Raw genomic sequence first — 23,208 nt, 5'->3', positions numbered from 1 at the left:
GGTTGCAAGTTGAAACGAACGTTAGGAGGGAAGCGTGGCCAAATTGCCACGCACCAATTCAGTCGAACGGAGGCGCTTCGGGGTAGAAGTCCTGAACGGCACCTAACGCGACCTTGAGTTCACCTAGCCAGGGTTCAAAGGCCTTCCACGCATCTGTGCCGTCCCTGAAGATGGGCTGGCGGACCTGCTCGGAACTGGCCGTGCGGACGGCCCGCTCGGTCCGGTGAAAGGCGAGGCAGTTGTCCTCGAAGGCCAGCCCGCAATATGCCAGCAGCGCACGCACTTCCGCCTCGGTATCCTCGACCATTCGCTCGTAGATCACGCGATGGACAGCCCCGGGTATGACCTTGTCGAAATGAGCCATCGCGCGCACGTAGTCGCGGTAGTAGCGGCCCATGTCTTCGAGCGAGTAGCTGAACCCCTGCCCGCGCGCGAAGTGCTGCTTGAAGTTTGAAAAGCAACAGGAAAGCGGATGGCGCCGGGCGTCGACGATCTTGGCGTTGGGCAGGATCGCGCGGATGAAGGGGACATGGATCCAGTTGTTCGGCATCTTGTCGACGAACAGTGGCCGGTCGGTATGCCGCTGGATGCGGGTGCGCGCGAGGTATTGCTCCCCTAGCGCTCGCAAGTCATTGCCCTGCAACGACGAAAGACCGGCTGGATAGCCCTCGACGGTCCGCGCAAGGTAGCCGATGTCGGCCAGTTCGCTGGTACCTTCGACCATCGAGTGGCTGGCCAGGATCTGTTCGACCAGGGTCGACCCCGCGCGCGGCATTCCAAGCACGAAGATCGGATCGCCCGCCTCGCACCCCTTGCCGGAAAGCCCGGCGACCGTGGCGGGCGTGAAGGCGGCGACAGCGCGGTCGACCTGCGCGGTGATCTCTTCCGCCTGATAGGGCATGCGCTTCTTCCGCAGGGCATTGCCGGCGGCGTAATGGCGAAACGATCGTTCCGCCTCACCCCGATCCTCGAACGCCTTGCCCAGCGCGAAATCGAGGTGCCACTGGTCTTCCGGCGCAAGGTCCGGAACGCGCAGCGCGGCTTCCATCGCTGCGATATCGGCATCGTCGAAGCGCACGGTCTTGAGGTTGGCAAGGCTCCACCACGCCTCTCCCAGCGTCGGCAGGAGTTCGATGGCGCGGCGATAGGCGGCGACGCCATCGGCCTGACGGCCCACGGTCTTGAGCATATGGCCGTAGCTCATCCACACGCGCGGCTGGGCCGCCGCCTGCTTCAGGACCTGCTCGTAGAGGGCAAGCGCCTCGTCGAACTCGCCGATGCGGCCATAGGCGGCGGCCTGAAGATTGGCATGTCCGACGTTCTCGGGATCATCGGCGGTCACCTTGGCGAGCTCTTCAAGCGCCTCGGGCGCGCGGTTCGTGCGATATAGCACGAGCGCGAGGTTGGCGCGCGCGGCGGTGAACTGCGGCGCCAGTTCTATCGCCCGGCGCAGGAGGTTTTCCGCATCCTGATAGCGCCCGATCCGCCCGGCCAGTTCGGCAAAGAGCCGGATCGCCCTGACATCGAACGGATCGTCCTTCAGCAGGGCGCGCAGCAAGGGTTCGGCCGTGGGCAGGTCGTTCTCGTTCATGGCGACGGCGGCCCTTACCAGGCGCGGGTCATAGGCGGGTGCGACGGCGCGGGGCGCGGAAGTGGTGACGTTGGCCATTGCCAGCATCACAAACATGGTGACGCCTCGCGATCAAGCGTTAGTCTGCGCACGATGCACAGGACCGATCGCGCCGAACCACTTCAAATGGACGGGCGACCATGCAGCAGGGAAGCGGCGCAATGAACAAGGTTCGTGGAAGCAAGGTTCGCGGCCTGGGGTTCTGGATGACGCTGGCGCTGGTCGTGGGCAACATGATCGGCTCGGGCATCTACATCCTTCCCGCGACGCTGGCGCCGTTGGGGTTCAACCAGTTGATCGGCTGGGCAGTCACTCTTGCCGGGGCGCTGTGCCTTGCGGCTGCCTTTGCAAGAATGGGAGCAAGGTTGCCGCTGGCGGGCGGGCCCTATGCCTATGCCCAGGCCGCATTCGGACCGATCCCGGGCTTCGTGACGGCATGGTCGTACTGGACCATGCTGTGGGCGGGCAATGGCGCGGTCGCGGTAGCGCTGGTCAGCAACCTCAGCCTGATCGCGCCCTGGATCGGCGCGACGCCAGCCGTCCCCGCGCTGCTTTCAGTCGGTTTCGTGTGGCTGCTGACGCTGGTCAACATTCGCGGCGTGCGCGCGGCGGGGGACGTGTCGGTGGTGACGACCGCGCTGAAGCTCGTGCCGCTGGCCGGGCTGATAGGCCTGGCGATCTGGCTGCTGATCACGGGCGCGCCAACGGTGGTCCAGCCCGAGGTCCCGTTGTCGGGCGGGGTGATCGCCACCGCCGCGGGACTTACCTTCTGGGGCTTCCTCGGCCTTGAATCCGCCACCGTCCCCGCCGACAAGGTGGAGAATGCGCGGACAGTGGTGCCGCGCGCGACGCTGATCGGCGTTGCAATCACCGGCCTCGTCTACATGGGCATTTCAGGCGCCTTCGCGCTCTACATGCCAATGGCGGATGCTGCCGCCTCCCCTGCCCCGGTGGCCGATTTCCTCGCACGCTTCTTCGGCTCGGGCATGGGCCAGGTCGTCGCCCTATTCGCCGCGATCAGCGCGTTCGGCACGCTGAACGGCTTCATCCTGCTGCAAGGCGAAGTGCCGTGGGCCATGGCGCGCGGCGGCGTCTTTCCCCGGTGGTTCGCCGCCGAAGGCCCGCGCGGTACGCCGGTGCGGTCGCACGTGGTGTCGAGCATACTGCTGAGTATCGTGACCCTGCTCAACTACGGGCGCGGGATGGGCGACCTGTTCGCCTTCATCGCCTCGGTCAGCCTCGCCGCAGGGATGCTGTCCTATTTCGTCGCGATGCTCGCAGCCGTGCGCCTGCTACCCGACGAGCGCCCGATGGTGATCGCGGCACTCGTCGGTGCGGCATTCATCGCATGGGCGGCGTGGGGACTTGGCGCGGAGGCGCTGACCTATGGGGCAGGCTTCGTCGCGCTAGGCCTGCCCGTGTACCTCTGGATCAGGCGCGATGGAGCAGCTTCCACAACAGCGAACGATCCCGGATGATCTCATGCGCCGCATTGTGCCCCGGCGCGCCGGTCACGCCGCCGCCGGGATGCGTGCCCGAGCCGCACATGTAGAGCCCCTTGATCGGCGAGCGATAGTCGCCGTTGCCCAGCACCGGCCGCGCGGCCCAGAGCTGATCGAGGCCCATGGTACCGTGGAAGATGTCTCCGCCGATCAGGCCGAACTTGCGCTCCAGATCGAGCGGCGAGTGGATCTGACGGGCGATCACGCTGGCCTTGAAGTTGGGTGCATGGTCGTTGACGGTGTCGATGATGAGATCCGCCACTTCCTCGCGGCAATCGTCCCATGACCGGCCATCGGGCAATTGGGGCGCGAACTGCTGGCAGAACAGGCTCGCCACGTGCTGCCCCGGAGGGGCAAGGCTGTCGTCGACGGTGCTGGGGATCTTGATCTCGACGATGGGCTTCTTCGACCAGCCGAACTGCTGCGCATCGATGAAGGCCTGGTCCATGTAATCCATGCCGGGCGCGATGATGATGCCGGCAGTGTGGTGTTCTGCAAGCTGCTTGCCGGGAAGCACCTTGAAATCCGGCAGTTCGGAAAGCGCCACGTTCATGCGGAACGTGCCTGAGCCGGTCTTGTAGTTCTTCATCCGCCGGCGGAAATCCTCGTCAAGGTCGCTGGCATCGACCATCTGGCGATAGAGCATGGCAGGGCCGACGTTGGCAGCAACGATCGGGGCGTAAAGCTCTTCGCCGCCCTCCAGCTTCACGCCAGCGGCCTTGCCGTTGTTCACGAGCACGCGCGAAACGGGCGCTTCGAGGCTGATCTCCACGCCAGCATCGACACAGGCCTTCGCCATGGCCTGGGTGATCGCCCCCATGCCGCCGACGGAGTGGCCCCATGCGCCCAGCTTGCCGTTCACTTCGCCAAACACGTGGTGCAGCAGGACGTAGGCAGAGCCGGGCGTGGATACGCCGGCGAAGTTGCCGACCACCGCGTCGAACCCGAAGGCGGACTTGACGTGGTCATCCTCGAACCAGCCATCGAGGAAATCGCGCGCGGACTTGGTGAAGATGTCGAGCAAGTCGCGCTGGGTGGCGATATCCAGCTTCGCAATCGGCCAGCCCTGCGTCGCGGCGGACTTCAGCGCGGCAATGCCGCCCCCGACGTTGGGCGGCGTCTGCAGGGAAATGTCGCGCAGGACGTTCGCGACCTTTTCCAGCGCGGCGTCATACCTGGGATAGCTTTCCGCGTCCTTCTTCGAGAAGCGCGCGAACTCTGCCTCGGTACGGCCCGGTCCGCCGCCCAACTTGAGGTAGGTGTCGGGGAACGGGAAGAAATTGCTGATCGTCCGCTCGATCACGCGATAGCCGTAATCGTGCAACTTCATGTCCGCGATCACCTTGGGCCGCAGCAGGCTGACGGTATAGCTGGCGGTCGAATTGCGGAAACCGGGGTGGAACTCCTCGGTCACGGCAGCACCGCCGACCACGTCGCGGCGCTCCAGCACGCGGACCTTCATCCCTGCCTTGGCAAGGTAGAAGGCGCAGACAAGGCCATTGTGGCCGCCGCCGATGATCAGTGCGTCATAACGGTTGGACATGCGGTAACTCCCCGGAAAACATGTAAATTCCGCTGGCTTGCGGACTATTTCCTGCTCCACCCCGGCGCCGGCGCCTTGTGCAGGCGGGCCTCGGGGGTGATTGCGCGAATCTTGCGCGCGAAGCTGCGCAGGCAGACCTCGCTCTTGCCGATCGGTCCCGCGCCATAACTTTGCGAGGCCATGCCCTGCTGGATGCGCTCGATCAGCCAGGTGTCCTCCTTGTTGACCACGCGATTGATCCGCCAGTTGGCATAGCGGACCAGCTTCATCTCGCGCCTTTCATCGGGCAGCGCGAAGCACATCTCGCGCAGGACCGAGGTCGTCGGCGTGAGTGGCAGCCACTGCATGAAGTCGATCTGGTCGGCATAGATGTCGAACGCGATGTTCGGCCAGAGCTTGTAGTACAGCCAGCGCCGCTGCGACTGCGCCGGCAGGTGCGGCACCTCCGGCAGGTGCGCCTGGTAGAACCGCTCCCAGAAGTTGGCCGAAGGCTTGTCGACCAGATCGCCCTTCATGCGATCGGCCCAACCGTGGTCGGAAATCTCGTAGGACTTGCCGAAGATGCGCGTCAGGCCATCGTGCGCGACGGGGATGTGGAGGTTGTCGGAATAATTGTCGCCAACGTTCTTCCAGTTCACGTCGCGCGTCCGCAAACGCACGTCGCCAATGCGGCGCATGTCCTCGAAGCGATAGGGCGCAACCTCTTCCTCGAACGGCGCCATCATCTCGGCCACGCTGGGGAATCCGCCGTCGACCAGACGCACGAACACGAAGCCACGCCAGATCTCGACCGCGACCGGCGCGAGGCCGTTCTCTTCGAGTTTTAGCGCGGGATAATCGGACTTCATCGGCACGCCCGAAAGTCGACCGTCCGGTTCGAACGTCCAGGCATGATACGGGCAGACGAGCTTCTTGGCGCAGCCCGCAGGCCCTTCGACCAGCCGCATCGCACGGTGGCGGCAGACGTTGGCGAAAGCACGGATCGCGCCGTCTTCACCCCGGATCGCGATCACGCTTTCACCCAGATAATCCAGCGTGCGGTACGCGCCTGACGCGGCAATGTCGCTTTCGTGGCAGACGATCTGCCACGACGGGCGGATCACGCGCTCCATCTCCACCGCGAAGTATTCCGGATCGGTGTAGAGCCAGCCAGGCAGGCTCCAGTCCGCGTCCGGATCGACCTCGTCCGATGAAATGTGCCGGAACGCGCCGGAAAGATCGCCCATTTGCCCGAATCCAAGATTGCTTATTGAACGATCGTACAACAACGGGCAGAATGTTCAAGTGACGACCACCGCCCCCTCGCCCGCCTTCCGCCGCGCAGAGCCCGACGCGCGTCGGCTAAGCCTGATCGAGGCCTGCGCCCGCGTGCTGGCGGCCAGCGGCGCAGCGGGCGCGAGCGTGCGGGCAATCGCCCAGGAAGCGGGTGTCTCGCCGGGACTGGTCGGTCACTATTTCGGCGCAGTCGACGCGCTTGTTGCGGCAACTTACGAATACGTCGACGGGAAGGTCGCCGAGGCATTGGACGAAGCCGTCGCCAATGCCGGGCCCGGCCCGCGCGCACGGTTGGAAGCCTTCGTCACCGCCAGCTTCGCGCCGCCCATCGCCGATCCGGCGCTGCTCGCCACCTGGATCGCGTTCTGGAGTCTCGTCACCGCGCGGGCCGACATCGCCCGCCAGCACGACGAACAGTATGCGGGCTACCGCGCGCGGCTGGAAACGTTGCTGGGAGATTGCGGTGTGGCGCCGCAGGCTCGGCGTCGTCAGGCCATCGCAGTTACCGCGCTGGTCGACGGACTGTGGCTGGAGCTGTGCCTCTCGCCGGGCTGCTTCTCGGCCGAGGATGCGCGGGACATCGCCCGCAGCTTCCTCGCCTCGATCATTTCGTGAGGTCGGTGATCAGGGTCAGGTAGTAGGTGATCCCCGGCCGGATATTGGACAACCGCGTCCGCTCGTTGAGGCCGTGCGAGAAGTCCTCGCTGTCCTTCGAGAACGAGGGGCTGAGCCCATAGCTCGGCACGCCGAGCGCGCGGAACCACATGGAATCCGAAGCGCCCGATGCCTGTGAAGGGATCAACGGCACTTTGGGGTAGGCCTTGGTCATTGCCCTGGTCACAGCCTTCATCAGGTCGGGCCGCAGCGGGGACGCGGGCGATGCGACCGAACCTTCGGTCACGTCGCTGATCTTCACAGCCGGATCGCCGACCACCTGCGCCAGCTCAGCCATGATCGCCTCCTTGGTGTGGCCGGGGAAGATTCGGCAATTGATGTTGGCGAAGGCGCGCTGCGGCAGCGCGTTCTCGGCATGGCCGCCGCCGAGCATGGTCGGAACGCAGGTCGTCCCGACCTTGCCGACCATGGATGGATCGGCCCGCAGGGTCGCCAGTGCCTTCTCGTCCGCCGGGTTGGCGGCGAAGGCGCGCATCGCGGCGGCAATCTCGGGCCTGTCGGTAAAGGGCGCCGCCTTTTCGAAATAGCCCCTGGTGATGTCGTTCTGTTCAGCCTTGAACCTGTAGGCCCCCACCTTCACCAGCGCCTGCGATAGCTGGACGATGGCATTGTCCGGGCGCGGGGCGGAGCTGTGGCCGCCCGGATTGGTCACCTCCAGCCGGTAATCGGCATAAGTCTTTTCAGCGCCCTGCCAGGTCCAGTAGAGCGGCTTGCCCGTCGCCTCGTCGAGAGTGCCGCCGCCGCCATCGACGTTGATCACCAGTTCCGCGTTCTTGAGTTTTTCCGCGATGATCGCGCTGGTCTTCATCGTGGTCTCCTCGTCGCCGGAAAACTCGATGACGATCGTGCGCTTCGGCTTGAAACCCTGGCGCCGAAGTTCGATCAGCGTGGACAGCGCCAGCGCGCCGTCGAACTTCATGTCGCTTGCCCCGCGACCGTAAAGGATGCCGTTCTCGACGACCGGCACGAAAGGATCGCGCTCCCAATCCTCGCGCTTGGCTTCGACCACATCCATGTGGCCGGAGATGACCACCGGCTTGAGCGAGGGGTCCGAGCCCTTCCACGTGGCGATGATGTAGGCAGTGTCATCGACCGGCGTCACCTCGATGTCGCCAACCTGCCAGCCGCCCTTGAGCAGTGCGTCGCGGAAAAGGTTGGCGACGTCGATGGTCCTGTTCCCCTCGCCCCGCACGGAACGGATTGCGATGGCCTTCTGCGCCAGGTCGAGCGTCTGCGCCTCTGCCCGAGGATAGGCGGCGTCCTTCGCCGAAGCAGCGCCGACGAGCGCCAAGGAGGAGACAATGGACAAGTGGAACAATGACTTGAGCTTCATATGCACGACTCCCTGATCCGCCGAAGCTGGCGTGGACGCGGTTCGCTGGCAACCACTTTCGCAAGCAAAAGGCCCCGGCCGCATGGGCGACCGGGGCCTTTACGCTACGGCAAGCAGGGTCTTTCTCAGCCCTTGACCTTCGACGTGTCGAACGTGCCGAGACCGGGCTTGAAGCTCTTCTCGTCAAGGAACTGGCGCGTCGCTTCCTTGCGGGCTGCCGCACCGCCGAAGCTGTGCAGCGCTTCCTGCGCGCGAATCTGGTATTCAAGGCCGTTGTCGTAGGTCATGTCGACCATGCGACGCATCGTCCACTTGGTGGCGCGAAGCGCGTGGCTATCCTTCTTCTTCAGCGCTTCGCAGATTTCCAGCACACGCGCCTTGAGCTTGTCGGCGGGCACGGCTTCGGTGACGAGGCCCTGCTCTTCGGCCTGCTTGCCTGTCAGGTTCTCGCCCATCATCGCATGGTACATGGCCTTGCGGAACGGCATAAGTTCCTGCGCGACCTTCGACGCGCCGCCGCCGGGCAGGATTCCCCAATTGATTTCCGACAGGCCGAACTGCGCGTCTTCCGAAGCGATCGCGATGTCGCAGCCGAACAGCGGGCCATAGCCGCCGCCGAAGCACCAGCCGTTGATCATCGCAACGGTCGGCTTCTCGTACCAGCGCAGGCGTTCGAACCAGCCATAGCTTTCGCGCTGCGACTTGCGCACGGCGCCAAGGCCCTGGGCCTCGGTCTCCCGGAAGTATTCCTTGAGGTCCATGCCGGCGGTCCAGGCATCGCCCTCACCGGTCAGCACGAGGACCTTCACGTCGTCGCGGAATTCCAGTTCCTCAAGCACCGCCTTCATGCGGCGGTTGAGCTTGGGGCTCATGCAGTTGCGCTTCTCGGGGCGGTTGAACTTCACCCAAGCGATGCCGTCCTCGACGGTGAAAGCGACGGTATCTTCTTCCGCGCGCTCGATCTTCTGCTGTTCGGTCATGTCTTGTCCTTCGAGAAAGTCGGATAGGTCAAATGGGATAGTGGCCGGGCTGGGTTTCCATCGTGATCCAGCGCAGCTCGGTGAAACTGTCGATGCCGGCCTTGCCGCCAAAGCGGCCGTAGCCGGACGCGCCCACTCCACCGAAAGGCATCTGCGCCTCGTCGTGGACGGTCGGGCCGTTGACATGGCAGATGCCCGAACGGATCTGGCGGGCGACGCGCAGGCCGCGCGCGGTGTCGCGGGTGAAAACGGCCGCCGACAGGCCGTATTCACTGTCGTTCGCCAGTTCGATGGCATGGGCTTCGTCGCGCGCGCGGATCACGCCGACCACGGGGCCGAAGCTCTCGTCGCGGAACAGCTTCATGTCCTGCGTCACGCCATCGACGACATGGGCGGGCATGAGCACGTTGTGCGTGGTTTCGCCGCCGGTCAGCAGACGGGCGCCCTTGGCCAGGGCATCGTCGATCAGGCTGCGGCAGTGAGCGACGGTCTTCGCGTCGACGACGGCGCCGAGCGGGGTCGTGCCCTCGCGCGGGTCGCCGACAGCCATCGAGGCGACCTTGGCCTTGAACTTATCGGCGAAGGCATCGGCAACGGCATCGACCACGATGATCCGCTCCGTCGACATGCAGATCTGGCCCTGGTTCATGAAGGCGCCGAAAGCCGCGGCCTTGACCGCTTCGTCGAGGTCCGCATCGTCCAGGACGATCAGCGGTGCCTTGCCGCCCAGTTCGAGCAGGCAGGGCTTGAGATGCTCGGCCGCGCGCTTTGCGATGATCCTGCCGACATTGGTCGAGCCGGTGAAGTTGATGCGGCGCACTTCCGGCGCATCGATCAGCGCGCCGACCACTTCCGCTGCGTCGGCAGGCGCGTTCGTCACGACATTGACCACGCCTTCGGGGAAGCCGGCTTCGGCGAAGGCCTCGATGATGAGCGCGTGGGTGCGCGGACAGGTTTCGCTGGCCTTGAGTATCACCGCGTTGCCGCAGGCGAGCGGCACGGCAATGGCGCGCACGCCAAGGATGATCGGCGCATTCCACGGCGCGATGCCCAGAATCACGCCAACCGGTTCGCGCAGAGCCATCGAAATGCAGCCCGGCTTGTCCGAGGGAATGACCTCTCCCGAGATCTGCGTGGTCAGCGCGGCGGCTTCGCGCACCATGCTGGCGGCAAGGCCGAGGTTGAACAGCGCCCAGCCCCTGGTCGCGCCGATCTCGCCCATCATGGCCTCGACGAAAGCGTCGGCCCGCGCTTCGAGCGCCGCAGCCGCCTTCATCAGTACGCCGCGACGTGCGTTGGGGCCCATCGCGGCCCACGCCGGAAAGGCCTGTCCTGCGCGGGCAGCAATGGAAGGAATGTCCGACGCTTTCATGGCCTCTGCCTGCGAGGCGACGGCGCCGGTCATCGGATTGATGCGTTCAAACTGCATGACTCTCTCCCAATCTGTTATGATTTATAGCAATCAGCAGAAGGGGAAGCAACAGGCGATTGAGATGCCGGCACGACCTGTCATTTTGTGCAGGCTTTGCACGTTGAGCACTTCAGATCGGCTTTGCGCATTCGAATGAACAGTAAGAAAATCCTCATTTTCCGGGGTTTATATGTCCATTGACGGCCTCTGCCGGCAATCCCGCCTGCCCATGCGATTGCATTTTGTGCAATGTAAATGCCGTGTTTCGCACTTGCGCAAAACCGGCGTGGGGACCATTTGGGACGGGCCTTTCAGGCATCCTCTCCCAAACTTTTCAGGGCCGCCCGGCAACGGTGCGGCCCATTTTTTTGCGCTTCATCCGTGCGGGAGAATCACGCTTCGCCCGATCACGGAACGCGATTCCATTCCGGCAAAGGCCTGCTTCCAGTCCGCAAGCGCGTACCGCGCATGGACATGCGGCCGGATCCGACCATCGCTTGCCAGCCGCTGGACCTGCGCCAGGTTCTCCGCCCCCCGCTCCGGGAAGCGGCGGCCGTATTCGCCAGCCCTGACACCAACCACCGAAAACCCCTTGATCAGCGCGATGTTGACCCCGATCTGCGGAATGCGCCCTCCGGCAAAACCGATGACTAGCAGGCGCCCGTCGAAGGCGATGCAGCGCGTGGATTCGTCGAACACGTCGCCCCCGACCGGGTCGTAGACGAGGTCCGCGCCGCGCCCCTCGGTGATCGCCAGCACACGGTCGCGAAATCCCGGCGCACTGTCGATCACGTGATCCGGTGCATAGAGTTGCTGTATCGCCGCGCGCTTCTCGTCGCTGGATGCGGCCGCGATCACCCGCAGGCCGAGCGCCTTGCCAAGGTCCACCGCTGCCAGCCCCACGCCTCCCGCTGCCCCGTGGACCAGCAAGGTCTCGCCCGGCTGGGCCATACCCCTGCGCACGAGCGCCACCCATGCCGTGAGGTATGCAGCACGCAGCGAAGCGGCCTGGCCCATGTCCAGACTTGCGGGCTTGGGCATCATCGCGCCGCTGGCGAAACAGCCGTATTGCGCCACGCCGCCGGTCAGACCGCCCACGATGACTTCGTCGCCCGGCTTGAACTGACACCCCTCGCCTGCTTCGACCACGACGCCCGCGCCTTCCATACCAGGCACGAACGGCAGTGGCGGCCGGGCCTGGTAGCGCCCCTTCGTCATCAGGAGATCGGGAAAGCCGAGCGCAGCGGCCTCGATCCGCACCAGCGCCTCGCCTGCTGAAGGCACAGGCATTGGCAGATCGACAAGAGCGAGCCCGCCCAGATCTTCGCTCAACGCCCGCACCTGGAGCGCACACATGGTCGTCATTTCGTTCTCCCCGCCAAGTTGTGGCGCAAACCCGGCGCCCGACCAAGGTGGCTGAACGTGACAAATCGCTCCACGACGGACGCCGCAATGCTGCGTTGCGGCCATGGCAATGTAAGGTGCGCAAGGCCACGCCTGCCCCCTTCCCGCCGAATCCTGTTGGACGGCTCAAGTCCATGGAATATCTGCAAGATTCCTGAACATATGTCCTAAATTAAGGCCAGGCACCGCCACCGCTCGCCCTTGCAGACGAAGCTATGCACATGCTGGACCTGTTGCATGGCACAAGAAAAAAGCCCGAAAATTCGTCGTTTTTTACAAGATTCCGCTTGCCGGGTGGCTGCGAACGCCTATTTTTATGCGTGGATCAAGGCATCGCGAAAAGCGCGGGCGGATCCACCATAAAGGGGCCGGCAAGGCTCCACGAAAAATGACGCAGGAGACCATGCCATGAAAACCGTTCTCGCCGCAGCCGCGGCGCTCGGACTGTTGTCCGCGCCCCAGATCGCCAATGCCGGCGACGCATCCACCGTCACGATCTCCGTATCGTCGGAAGGCCTCGATCTTACCCGTCCGGACGATGTCCGCCGCCTGCGCAACCGTGTCGCCGATGCGGCCGCAGCAGCCTGCGATCCGGCCGACCGCATGATCGTCACGCCACTGCCCGACGTCCAGTGCCGCCGCGAAGCCATCGCCAGCGTCGAGCCTGCGATCAAGCGCATGGCCCAGGCCGCGCACCGCGCCGCACCGGCGCACAGCCGCTGAAACCTGTCAGGGCAGCGCCTCCTGCCGCAGGTGGCGCTGCCCTCGTGGCCTAGTTGCCCAGCGCCTTGATCGCGACCGCCGCTGCGGCTGCGCGGGTTTCGATCCCCAGCTTTTCGTAGATGCGTTCCAGATGTTTCTGGACCGTGCGGGGGCTGATGGCGAGGACTTCCGATATCGTCGCATTGGACTTGCCATAGCTGGTCCACAGCAGCACTTCGGCCTCCCGGTCGGTAAGGCCCAGCTTCTGCTGCAGCAGGGCGATGTCGGCTTTCGGGTTCAGCTCGTTCACTCGGATCAGGACTTCCTGCCCGCGATACTGCGCGATCACGACCAGTTCCATCGTGCCGTCGACCTGCTCGACCTTGACTGACCCAGACTGCGCCGCACCGCGCCCCAGCATCTTGCGGACCGGTTCGCGAAGGGCATCCGGTAGCGCGCCTGCGTCGCGGCTCCAGCCCGGACATGCCCGCGCTATCGCCCGTTCGGCCAAGGGTGTGCACCATAGCAAGCCACCTTGCAGGTCCGTCGCCATCATCAGCCGACCAGTCGCGTCGAGGCCTGCGGCACCCGCCTGGATTGCGCGGGCATTGCCAACGTGAACCCGAACCCGCGCAAGCAGTTCCTGGACATTCACAGGCTTGCGCAGATAGTCGACCCCGCCCACCTCGAAACCGCGGACGACGTGTTCGTCGTCGTGCAGCCCTGTCATGAAGACGACCGGCACATGGGCAAGTTCGGGGCGCGCCTTGATGCACGCCGTCGTCTCGAAGCCGCTTCTCCCCGGCATTACCCCATCCATCAGGATCAGGTCCGGCTCCACATGCTGCAGCACGTCGAGAGCCGCATCGCCCGAAATCGCGACAAGCACCCGGATACCCGCGCCCTCCAGCGTATCCGCAAGGAAACGCAGCGAATCCGGCTCGTCGTCCACCACCAGCACGGTGTCCCGCCGCTCGTATTCGCCAGTCGTCATATGCCCTCCAACACCCGCCGCATCGCCACGAGGTCGCACCGGTCGAGGCAATCGAAGAGGCGCGCGGCAAGTGGCGCCGTCCCGGTGTCCGTTTCCTGCATGCTGCGAATTTCCGCCTCCAACCCTCGCAAGTGGCCGATCCTCGCCAACGATTTCAGACGATCGACATGTGTCCGCGCGCTGTCCGACACGTCGATCCGCGGCTGGGCCAGCACGGTGTCGCCGCCGCCTTCGGAGAGTATCCACTCCAGCCCCAGCAGCTTGCCCAGCGAGTCGACCAGCGCGGACAGTTCAACCGGCTTCATCAGGAACAGGTCGTGGTCAGGCTCCTTGCCCCGTGGCCCGTGCCGCTCTTCGGCATTGGCGGAAAGCATGACCAGCCTGAATGACTGCCCGTGCGCGGCACGCAGCCTTTCCGCGACCTCCCAACCCGACAATCCCGGCATCGCAATGTCCAGGACGACAGCATCGAAGGCGCGCGCGTGAGCCAGAGCAAGCGCCGCCGCGCCGTCGGGCGCCAGCGAAACGTCGAACCCACAGGATTCGAGCGTGCAGCGCAGCACGGCAAGATGGTCGGCATCGTCATCGACGAGCAACAGCGACCGCCTTGCCCCCCGATACCCCACCGGTCGAGGGCGCGGCGCGGCACAGTCCACCATGCCGGAGACATGCGGCATCATCAGCACGACGCGGAACAGCGATCCCTCGCCCAGCCGGCTTTCCAGCCGCAGGTCGCCGCCCAGCATGTCGACTATCGCACGCGTGATCGCCAGTCCCAGTCCGGCACCGCCGCCACATTCGACCCCACCAGTCTGGTAGGGCGAGAATACCGTCTCCTGATGGGCCGGGGAAATGCCCGGGCCGGTATCGCGCACTTCGAATGTCGCTATTTCGCCGCTCCAGCGCACCGCCAGGACCACTTCGCCCGCCTGGGTGAACTTCACCGCGTTGGAGACAAGGTTGATCAACACCTGCCGCACCCGACGTTCGTCCATCCGCACGAACTCGGGCAGACGCGCGGGAAGATCGCAGCGGAACGCGAGGCCCTTCTGCACCGCGAGCGGCCGGAACATTTCCGCCACCTGCTCGACCAGCGCATCGAGGCGTGCAACCGTGCTGTCGATGCGCACTACGCCCTGTTCGATCGAGGCGATGTCGAGCAGGCCTTCCACGAGGTTAGTGAGATGTTCGGCGCTGCGACGGATGACCCTGGCCGCATCGCGCGGATCGACCGTGCCTTCGCGCTCGACGAGCTGCGCATAGCCATAGATCGCATTGAGCGGCGAGCGGATCTCGTGGCTGACGCTGGCAAGATACCGGCTCTTCGCAGCGCTGGCGCATTCGGCAGCGTCAAGCTCCTGGCGCAGGGCTTCGCGGTCCGTGTCTTGGCTGTCGTCGTCCCGCCGCGCCTGGCGAATGCAGGTGAGAACGAAGATGCAGAAGCTGGTGAGAGTAGCGCCGTGAAGCGCAAGGCTCTCTCCGGGCACCACGGCGTCCACGATCAGAAGGGCCACCGCCAGCGCCGCCCATGCCGCGGCGATGGGAACGCCACGCGATGGCAGGGCGGCGAAGCGCGGCAGCGCGATCATGCGAGCCGCCCTTCGTCAGCAACCGGATTTCTTGCGACCCCACGGAACGCGACCATTGAAGGCACCCCCGAGCGCCGCCCACCTTGTATGCGGCGCGAACAGTTTTGTGCACTGCAATGTCAGATAGCGCAAGCCCTGCGCCGAAGCTCCGTCCCGGATCAGATCAATTCGTCCTTTTGCAGCCGCTGGAGCAGGCGAACCGCCACGGAATGGCGAATGGCCTTGCCCTCGCGCAGCTTGACCCACGTGTTCAAGCCGATTCCGAAATGGTTCTGAATGACTTCCGGCTTCTGGCTCTTGAGCATTGCCGCCATCTTGTTGACGACCGCCGGTTCGACCTGGGTAAGACGCTGGGTGGACATGTGCCCTCATTGTGTTGAATCGCGGAGCACAGATTATTTTGCGTCGCAGCACACAACATACGCCGTTTACCGCATGCCATTACTTGACGAACGTCATAATTCTGGTCGCTACGCCCAGCTCGGCCGCCGAGTGGCAGCGAACGTTCCGTTTCCACCGAGGGGCTTCAATTACCGCTGGCGAATCATGGCCGGGCGGCTACCACCCCGCCCCGACAAAGCCAGACGGAGCAACAGCATGCGGCCATTGGCCCGCCCCTTCTTCCTGATCGCCACACTCGCCCCCTGCGCTGCCCACGCGCAGGATGCGGTCCAGCCCGAAATCGTGGTGATCGGCACCGGCCTTCAGGCCCCGCCGTCGGCACCGGCCTACAACGTCCAGCAGATCGATCGCGAACGCCTTCTCGAAACCGCATCCGGCCGACTCGAGGACGCCCTTTCCTCTGTCGCGGGTTTCCAGCAGTTCCGCCGCTCCGACAGCCGTTCGTCCAATCCTTCCGCGCAAGGCGTGACGCTGCGCTCGCTTGGCGGCAATGCGACCAGCCGCACGCTCGTCCTGCTCGATGGCGTGCCGATGGCCGATCCATTCTTCGGCCATATCCCTTTCAGTGCGATAGCCCCCGAACGGCTCGCGACTGCACGCGTCACGCGCGGCGGCGGCGCAGGCGCGTTTGGCGCGGGCGCGGTTGCCGGAACGGTGGAACTCGAAAGCGCGAACGCGGACCAGCTCGGCCTCGTCCAGGCTGGTGCGCTGGCGAACGACCGTGGCGAGACGGAACTTTCCGGCGCCCTCGCCCCCCGCGTGGGCAAGGGGTTTGCGGTGATCTCCGGCCGCTGGGACCGCGGTCAGGGCTTCTGGACCACGCCCGTCGGCCAGCGCGTGCCGATCAGCGCCCGGGCACGCTACGACTCATGGTCGGCCGGCCTACGCCTGGTCGCCCCCCTGTCCACCGACGTCGAGTTGCAGATGCGCGGGCTTTTGTTCGACGACCGGCGCACCTTGCGCTTCCGGGGGGCAGACACATCCTCGAGCGGACAGGATGCTTCGTTGCGCCTCGTTGGGCGTGGCGCTTGGGCCTTCGACGTGCTCGCCTATGTGCAGGCGCGCGACTTCACCAATGTCGTCATCAGTTCGACCAGCTTCCGCAAGACGCTCGACCAGCGAGCCACGCCTTCGACGGGCGTGGGTGGCAAGGCCGAATTGCGCCCGCCCGTTGGCGGTAACCACGTGCTCAGGCTCGGCGCGGACTACCGCCTCAACGATGGCGACATGGCCGAGGACGCATATTCGGCGGCTACTGGCCTGGTTACCGCCCGTCGCCGGGCAGGTGGCAAGACCAGCGACCTCGGCCTGTTCCTCGAAGACGACTGGACGCTCGGCCGCCTCGTCCTCAACGCCGGCGCCCGCGCCGACCGCTGGACAATCCGCGACGGCTATTTCCTTGAGCGGAGCCCCTCGGGCGCCACGACCATCGATTCCGCGCTGGACCCCGCCTTTGCCGACAGGTCCGGCTGGCAGGCAAGCTTCCGAGGCGGCGCCGTGTTCAGGGCCACCGACATGCTCTCGCTTCGCGCTGCCGGGTACACCGGATTGCGCTTGCCGACGCTCAACGAATTGTACCGCTCGTTCAGCGTCGTCGCGCCGCGCAGCGAGGGTGGCATCGCGATCACCGCAACGCAGCGCAATCCGCTTCTGCACAACGAGAAGCTCGAGGGCTTCGAAGCGGGGCTGGACTTCACCCCCGCCCCCGGCCTGGCGTTCAACGCGACTGCCTTCGACAACCGCATCCGCAACGCCATCGCCAATGTCACCCTGGGCACGAGCGGCAACACGACCACGCGCAAGCGTCAGAACGTCGATGCCGTCCATGCGCGCGGTCTTGAATTCGGCGCCAGGCTGCGGGCGGGCGCGATCTCGCTCGATGGTTCGCTGGCATGGACCGACGCCGAGGTGGAGGCATCGGGCATTTCCGCCTCGCTCGACGGCAAGCGTCCCGCGCAGACGCCGCGTTGGGCGGGCACGGCCACCCTTGCCTGGCGGCCCGCCGAACGCTGGTCGCTGGGCCTCACCCTGCGGCACGTTGGCGCGCAGTTCGAGGACGATCTGGAAACCGACCTCCTCCCGTCGGCCACAACGCTCGACGGCTTTGCCCAGCTTCCGCTCCATGGCCCGATCAGCCTTGTCCTGCGCGGCGAGAACCTTACTGGCGAGACGATAGTGACGCGGCTGCAGGACGGTTCTATGGATATCGGCACGCCGCGCACGTTCTGGGCGGGTATTCGTGTGGAGGTCCGTTGACATGGCGAGTGGTGCCGCAAGTGAAGACCTGTTGCGTTACAACAGCGTAGCGCGGGCATTTCATGCCGTGATCGCCGTGATGGTGATCTTCAACGTCGTCAGCGGAATCGGCGGAGAGGCCATAGAGGATATCTGGAACCCGTTTCCGGTCCACAAGGCCACCGGCATCCTGATCCTGCTGCTTTCGCTCGCCCGTATCGGCTGGCGTTTCACCTGGACGACACCGGAATGGCCCGCGACGATGGGCAATCTCCAGCGCCTTGTCGCGAAGGTCACGCATGGCGCGCTCTACGTGCTGATGCTCGTCGTGCCACTTACCGGCTGGATCATGTCCTCGGCCAGCAAGTGGCCGATCTCGATGTACGGCCTGTTTGACTGGCCCAAGTTCGCGGTGGTCAAGGATTCGCCACTTGCCGAGGCTGCGGGCGAAAGCCACGAAGTGCTCGGTTTCCTCATGGCCGGCCTTGTCGTACTCCACGTCGCAGCCGCCCTGCACCATCATTTTGTCATCAAGGACAACATCTTGCGCCGCATGTTCTGATGCGCAGACGTATTCTGGCCGACAGCGCCGGGAACTAGGACTAGAACGGCCCCCACAGTAAAACACGGTGGGGGCATGGAAGCGAAGCAGGACAGACCGTCCGATCCGGCAATCCCGTTGTCGTGCCGACCCTCGTTTGGCGCATCCAGCCGCGTACCCGCGCAATCCCCGCACGATCGCGCCTTGCCGAATGCGCGGGCGCTGTCATACCCATGTATCTGGGAGTTCGATGCGAACCCGCCCAGCCGCTTCCGCAGGCACCGCAAGGCGCTTGCCGGAAAAAGCAGGCAGGCGGTGATGAAGGGCCGGTACAACAGGGACCGGCGCGTGCGTGGCATGTCCATCGCCCGTTCCGGACAAGGCAGGGTGGGACGACCGGCATGAGCCTCGACAAGAATTCCAGGGCCGCAGAGATCGATGCGCAGATCATCGACGTCCTGCGCCACCGCGTCGGCAAGGACGAGCGCGCGGCAAAGCCGCACGACTGGTACACCGCAACGGTCCTCACCCTGCGCGATGCGATCATCGACCGCTGGATGGAATCCACCCGCAAGACTTATGCGGAAAGCGGAAAGCGGGTCTATTACCTCAGCCTCGAGTTCCTGATCGGCCGGCTGCTGCGCGATGCCCTGTCCAACATGGGCCTGACGCGCGACATGGAACTGGCCCTGCGCGAACACGGCTTCGACCTTTCCGCGCTGGAAGACCTCGAGCCTGATGCCGCGCTCGGCAATGGCGGGCTCGGCCGCCTCGCCGCCTGCTTCATGGAAAGCCTCGCCAGCCTCGACATCCCCGCTTACGGCTACGGCATCCGCTATGTGAACGGCATGTTCCGCCAGCGGATCGACGATGGGTGGCAGGTCGAACTGCCCGAAACCTGGCTGTCGCACGGCAACCCATGGGAATTCGATCGCCGCGAAAGCGCCTACATCATCGGCTTCGGCGGCGAAGTGGTGGAGAAGGCCGACGGCGTCGAATGGCGCCCGGCCGAAAAGGTCGAGGCGAGCGCGGTCGACACCCCGGTCGTCGGCTGGCGCGGCAAGCGCGTCAACACCTTGCGCCTGTGGACAGCACACGCCTTCGATCCGCTGCGCCTCGACGCCTTCAACGCGGGCGACCACTTCGGCGCGCTTGCCGAACAGGTCCGCGCCGATAGCCTCGTGCGCGTGCTCTATCCGGCGGACTCTACCCCCGCCGGGCAGGAACTGCGCCTCAGGCAGGAGTATTTCTTCACCTCCGCGTCGATCCAGGACATCGTGCGCCGCCACGTCCAGTACAATGGCGACATCCGCACCCTGCCAGAAAAGGCCGCGATCCAGCTCAACGATACGCACCCGGCCGTTGCCGTTGCCGAACTGATGCGCCTGATGGTCGATGTCCACGGCCTGGAATTCAACGAGGCGTGGGAAGTGACCAAGGCGACGGTCGGCTACACCAACCACACGCTCCTGCCCGAAGCGCTCGAATCCTGGCCCCTGCCCCTGTTCGAACGCCTGCTCCCGCGCCACATGCAGATCGTCTACGCCATCAACAGCCGTGTCCTGCGCGAAGCGCGCAAGGCGGGCCTCGATGACGCCGCGATCTCGGCGATCAGCCTGATCGACGAAGGCGGCGAACGCCGCGTGCGCATGGCCAATCTCGCTTTCTCGGGCGCGCACAGCGTCAATGGCGTGGCAGCGCTCCATACCGAGCTGATGAAGACCACCGTCTTTTCAGACCTGCACAAGCTCTACCCGGCGCGCATCAACAACAAGACCAACGGCGTTACCCCGCGCCGGTGGTTGCAGCAGTGCAATCCCGGCCTGACCTCGGTCCTGAAGGACGCGATCGGCGACTGTTTTCTTGACGACGCCGAAAAGCTCTCCGATCTCAACGCGCTGGCCGACGATCCCGCGCTGGGAGAGCGGATTGCAGAGGTCAAGCGCACCAACAAGATCGCACTGGCAAAGCACGTCAAGGAACTGATGGGCATCCGCCTCGATCCCGACGCGCTGTTCGACGTCCAGATCAAGCGCATCCACGAATACAAGCGCCAGCTGCTCAACCTGATAGAGACCGTCGCGCTCTACGACCAGATCCGCAGCCACCCTGAACGCGACTGGGTGCCGCGCGTAAAGATCTTCGGCGGCAAGGCCGCATCGAGCTATCACAACGCCAAGCTCATCATCAAACTGGCCAACGACATCGCCCGCCGCGTCAACTCCGACCCTTCGGTCGGCGGCCTGCTCAAGGTCGTGTTCGTGCCGAACTACAACGTCAGCCTGGCCGAGAAGATCATACCGGCGGCCGACCTTTCCGAACAGATTTCCACCGCCGGCATGGAAGCTTCCGGCACCGGCAACATGAAGTTCGCCCTCAACGGTGCGCTCACCATCGGCACGCTCGACGGCGCCAACATCGAGATCAAGGACCGCGTGGGCGACGCCAACATCGAGATTTTCGGCCTCACCGCGCAGGAGGTCGAGGACAAGCGCGCCAACGGCTACAACCCGCGCGAAGTGATCGAAAGCTCGCGCGAATTGCAGCAGGCCATCGCGGCAATCGCCACCGGCGTCTTTTCGCCCGACGACCCGCAGCGCTATGCAGGCCTGATGGGCGGCATCTACGACCACGACTGGTTCATGGTCGCCGCTGATTTCGATGCCTACCACGCGGCGCAACGCAACATCGATCGCCGCTGGGAACAGCAGCCGTCGTGGCGCGCTTCGGCAATCCGCAACATTGCCAACGTAGGCTGGTTCTCGTCCGATCGCACGATCGGCGAATATGCCCGCGACATCTGGGGGGTCCGAGACCGAGCATGAAACCACCGGCGAGCGCCATCGATGCCCTTCTGGACGGGACGCACGCCGATCCTTTCTCGCTTCTCGGCATCCACGAAGGACCGGACGGCGCCTTCGCCCGCGCCGTCCTGCCCGGCGCGGAAGAGGCCGTGGCATGGTCGCTCTCGGGCAAGAAGCTGGGCAAGCTCAGCCGCGTCGACGGGCGCGGCCTGTTCGAAGGCAAGGTAAAGGGACCGCGCCAGCCAGTCCGCTATGCCTGCAAGGCCGATGGGCACGAATGGCTCGTCACCGACCCCTATTCCTTCGGCCCCGTCCTCGGCCCGCTCGACGATTTCCTGATCGCCGAGGGCACGCATCTGCGGCTGTTCGACAAGATGGGTGCGCACCTGATCGAGCACGAGGGCGCGCGCGGCGTGCACTTCGCGGTTTGGGCGCCCAACGCGCGGCTCGTCTCGGTCGTCGGTGATTTCAACGACTGGGATCACCGCCGCCACCCGATGCGCCGCCGGGCGGACATCGGCGTCTGGGAAATCTTCATTCCCGACATCGGCGAACATCGCGCCTACAAGTACCGCATCGTCGGCCACGACGGCGGTGTGCTTCCGCTCAAAGCCGATCCCTATGCGCTTGCCGCCGAATTCCGCCCCAGCACCGCCTCGCTCACCGCGCACCCGGTCAAGATGGACTGGGCCGACGCCGCCCACCGCGCGCACTGGGCCTCGGTCGACGCGCGCCGCGAGCCGATGTCGATCTACGAGGTCCACCCCGGCTCGTGGCAGAAGCCGCACGAGGAAGGCTTCCATACCTGGGATGAGTTGGCCGACCGCCTGATCCCCTATGTCGCGGAAATGGGCTTCACCCACATTGAATTCCTGCCCGTCTCCGAGCACCCCTACGATCCGAGCTGGGGCTACCAGACGACCGGCCTCTACGCCCCGTCAGCCCGCTTCGGCCCGCCGGAGGGGTTCGCCCGTTTCGTCGATGGCGCCCACCGGGCGGGCATTTCCGTCCTTATCGACTGGGTCCCTGCCCACTTCCCGACGGACGAGCACGGCCTCGTCCGTTTTGACGGCACAGCGCTCTACGAACACGAAGACCCTCGCCTCGGCTTCCATCCCGACTGGAACACGCTGATCTACAACTTCGGCCGCCGCGAGGTCGTCAGCTTCCTCGTCAACAACGCGCTGTTCTGGGCCGAACGCTATCATGTCGACGGGCTGCGCGTGGATGCGGTCGCCTCGATGCTGTACCGCGACTACTCGCGCAAGGCTGGCGAGTGGATTCCCAACGCCGAAGGCGGCCGCGAGAACTGGGAAGCGGTCGAGTTCCTCAAGGCGATGAACCGGGCCGTCTATGGCAGCCACGCCGGCTTCCTCACCATCGCCGAGGAATCAACCGCGTGGCCCGGCGTATCCAAACCGGCGTTCGATGGCGCCCCGCGCGAGAACCTCGGCTTCGGCTTCAAGTGGAACATGGGCTTCATGCACGATACGCTGAAGTACATGGCGCGCGAGCCGATCCACCGCCGCTACCATCACGATGAGATCACCTTCGGCCTGATGTACGCCTTCAGCGAGAACTTCGTCCTGCCGCTGAGCCATGACGAAGTGGTCCACGGCAAGGGCAGCCTGCTCAACAAGATGAGCGGCGATGACTGGCAGAAGTTCGCCAACCTGCGCGCCTATTACGGGCTGATGTGGGGCTATCCCGGCAAGAAGCTGCTGTTCATGGGCCAGGAATTCGCCCAGCGCCGCGAGTGGAGCGAGGCTCGCGCGCTCGACTGGGACCTGCTCCAGGCTCCCGCCCACGAGGGCATCCGCCGCTGGGTACGCGATCTCAACCGCGTCTATGCCAGCCGCCCCGCACTCCACGCCCGCGATTGCGAGCCGGAAGGGTTCGAATGGCTGGTGGTGGACGATGCGGAAGCCTCGATCTTCGCCTGGCTGCGCAAGGCACCGGGCGCAAGGCCGGTCGCTGTGATCTGCAACATGACCCCGCAGGTCCACGACCACTATCGCCTGCCGCTTCCGCTCGATGGGGAATGGCGCGAGGTCCTGAACAGCGATGCCGAGGACTATGGCGGCAGCGGCATCGGCAATCTTGGCAAGGTCACTGCCGAACAAGGCGCCGCTTTCGTGGTCCTCCCGCCGCTGGCCACGCTGATGCTTGAATTCGAAGGATAAGAAGG

17 protein-coding genes are annotated in these 23,208 nt (G+C 65.1%); 7 read left to right on the top strand and 10 right to left on the bottom strand.

Annotated elements, in window-relative coordinates; genetic code table 11:
- Positions 1 to 58 precede the first annotated feature (58 nt).
- Positions 59 to 1,687, bottom strand: coding sequence for a tetratricopeptide repeat-containing sulfotransferase family protein (locus SARO_RS08395; RefSeq protein WP_011445325.1), 1,629 nt, complete (start codon positions 1,685 to 1,687; stop codon positions 59 to 61).
- Positions 1,688 to 1,791: 104 nt separating this feature from the next.
- Between SARO_RS08395 and SARO_RS08390 the strand changes: the two genes are divergently transcribed.
- Positions 1,792 to 3,108, top strand: coding sequence for an APC family permease (locus tag SARO_RS08390; RefSeq protein ID WP_011445324.1), 1,317 nt, complete (start codon positions 1,792 to 1,794; stop codon positions 3,106 to 3,108).
- Here SARO_RS08390 and SARO_RS08385 read toward each other — a convergent pair.
- Both SARO_RS08385 and SARO_RS08380 read right to left on the bottom strand, forming a co-directional pair.
- Positions 3,062 to 4,675: a phytoene desaturase family protein gene (locus SARO_RS08385; RefSeq protein WP_011445323.1), complete on the bottom strand. Its 1,614-nt coding sequence runs from the start codon at positions 4,673 to 4,675 to the stop codon at positions 3,062 to 3,064. The genes SARO_RS08390 and SARO_RS08385 overlap by 47 nt on opposite strands.
- A 44-nt stretch (positions 4,676 to 4,719) precedes the next feature.
- Positions 4,720 to 5,901, bottom strand: coding sequence for an aromatic ring-hydroxylating oxygenase subunit alpha (locus SARO_RS08380; protein WP_011445322.1), 1,182 nt, complete (start codon positions 5,899 to 5,901; stop codon positions 4,720 to 4,722).
- Positions 5,902 to 5,959: 58 nt separating this feature from the next.
- On the opposite strand from SARO_RS08380, the gene SARO_RS08375 reads away from it, so the two are divergent.
- A complete protein-coding gene (locus SARO_RS08375; protein ID WP_011445321.1) occupies positions 5,960 to 6,565 on the top strand; it encodes a TetR family transcriptional regulator C-terminal domain-containing protein in 606 nt (201 codons plus the stop codon).
- Here the strand turns inward: SARO_RS08375 and SARO_RS08370 are convergent.
- The 4 genes from SARO_RS08370 to SARO_RS08355 form a co-directional block, all read right to left on the bottom strand.
- Positions 6,555 to 7,958: a M20/M25/M40 family metallo-hydrolase gene (locus SARO_RS08370; RefSeq protein WP_011445320.1), complete on the bottom strand. Its 1,404-nt coding sequence runs from the start codon at positions 7,956 to 7,958 to the stop codon at positions 6,555 to 6,557. The genes SARO_RS08375 and SARO_RS08370 overlap by 11 nt on opposite strands.
- Before the next feature lie 125 nt (positions 7,959 to 8,083).
- The gene (locus SARO_RS08365) at positions 8,084 to 8,938 is read right to left on the bottom strand and encodes a p-hydroxycinnamoyl CoA hydratase/lyase (RefSeq protein ID WP_011445319.1); all 855 of its coding nucleotides are present in this window, start codon (positions 8,936 to 8,938) and stop codon (positions 8,084 to 8,086) included.
- A 28-nt stretch (positions 8,939 to 8,966) separates the two neighbouring features.
- Positions 8,967 to 10,367: an aldehyde dehydrogenase gene (locus tag SARO_RS08360; RefSeq protein WP_011445318.1), complete on the bottom strand. Its 1,401-nt coding sequence runs from the start codon at positions 10,365 to 10,367 to the stop codon at positions 8,967 to 8,969.
- Positions 10,368 to 10,724: 357 nt separating this feature from the next.
- Entirely contained in the window at positions 10,725 to 11,714 is a 990-nt protein-coding gene (locus SARO_RS08355) for an NADPH:quinone oxidoreductase family protein (RefSeq protein WP_011445317.1), read from the bottom strand.
- Between the two features lie 447 nt (positions 11,715 to 12,161).
- Between SARO_RS08355 and SARO_RS08350 the strand changes: the two genes are divergently transcribed.
- Complete coding sequence (locus tag SARO_RS08350; RefSeq protein WP_011445316.1) at positions 12,162 to 12,476, top strand: UrcA family protein; 315 nt, start codon at positions 12,162 to 12,164, stop codon at positions 12,474 to 12,476.
- Between the two features lie 49 nt (positions 12,477 to 12,525).
- Here the strand turns inward: SARO_RS08350 and SARO_RS08345 are convergent, their stop codons facing one another.
- The 3 genes from SARO_RS08345 to SARO_RS08335 all read right to left on the bottom strand — a co-directional run bounded on the left by SARO_RS08345 (position 12,526) and on the right by SARO_RS08335 (position 15,400).
- Complete coding sequence (locus SARO_RS08345) at positions 12,526 to 13,449, bottom strand: response regulator transcription factor (protein ID WP_011445315.1); 924 nt, start codon at positions 13,447 to 13,449, stop codon at positions 12,526 to 12,528.
- Positions 13,446 to 15,038, bottom strand: coding sequence for an ATP-binding response regulator (locus SARO_RS08340; RefSeq protein WP_011445314.1), 1,593 nt, complete (start codon positions 15,036 to 15,038; stop codon positions 13,446 to 13,448). Before SARO_RS08340 ends, SARO_RS08345 begins: the two co-directional genes overlap by 4 nt.
- Before the next feature lie 158 nt (positions 15,039 to 15,196).
- On the bottom strand, positions 15,197 to 15,400 hold the full coding sequence (locus SARO_RS08335; protein WP_011445313.1) for a hypothetical protein: 204 nt from the start codon (positions 15,398 to 15,400) through the stop codon (positions 15,197 to 15,199).
- Positions 15,401 to 15,635: 235 nt separating this feature from the next.
- On the opposite strand from SARO_RS08335, the gene SARO_RS08330 reads away from it, so the two are divergent.
- The 4 genes from SARO_RS08330 to glgB all read left to right on the top strand — a co-directional run bounded on the left by SARO_RS08330 (position 15,636) and on the right by glgB (position 23,203).
- Entirely contained in the window at positions 15,636 to 17,696 is a 2,061-nt protein-coding gene (locus SARO_RS08330; RefSeq protein WP_011445312.1) for a TonB-dependent receptor plug domain-containing protein, read from the top strand.
- 31 nt (positions 17,697 to 17,727) lie between these two features.
- Entirely contained in the window at positions 17,728 to 18,237 is a 510-nt protein-coding gene (locus SARO_RS08325) for a cytochrome b (protein ID WP_234007429.1), read from the top strand.
- A gap of 380 nt (positions 18,238 to 18,617) precedes the next feature.
- Positions 18,618 to 21,041: a glycogen/starch/alpha-glucan phosphorylase gene (locus SARO_RS08320; protein ID WP_011445309.1), complete on the top strand. Its 2,424-nt coding sequence runs from the start codon at positions 18,618 to 18,620 to the stop codon at positions 21,039 to 21,041.
- The gene (glgB, locus tag SARO_RS08315) at positions 21,038 to 23,203 is read left to right on the top strand and encodes a 1,4-alpha-glucan branching protein GlgB (protein ID WP_011445308.1); all 2,166 of its coding nucleotides are present in this window, start codon (positions 21,038 to 21,040) and stop codon (positions 23,201 to 23,203) included. Before SARO_RS08320 ends, glgB begins: the two co-directional genes overlap by 4 nt.
- Positions 23,204 to 23,208 lie beyond the last annotated feature (5 nt).

The sequence above is a fragment of the Novosphingobium aromaticivorans DSM 12444 genome (assembly GCF_000013325.1).
In the GTDB taxonomy this organism is placed as follows: domain Bacteria; phylum Pseudomonadota; class Alphaproteobacteria; order Sphingomonadales; family Sphingomonadaceae; genus Novosphingobium; species Novosphingobium aromaticivorans.
This window is presented reverse-complemented; position numbering and strand designations above follow the sequence as displayed.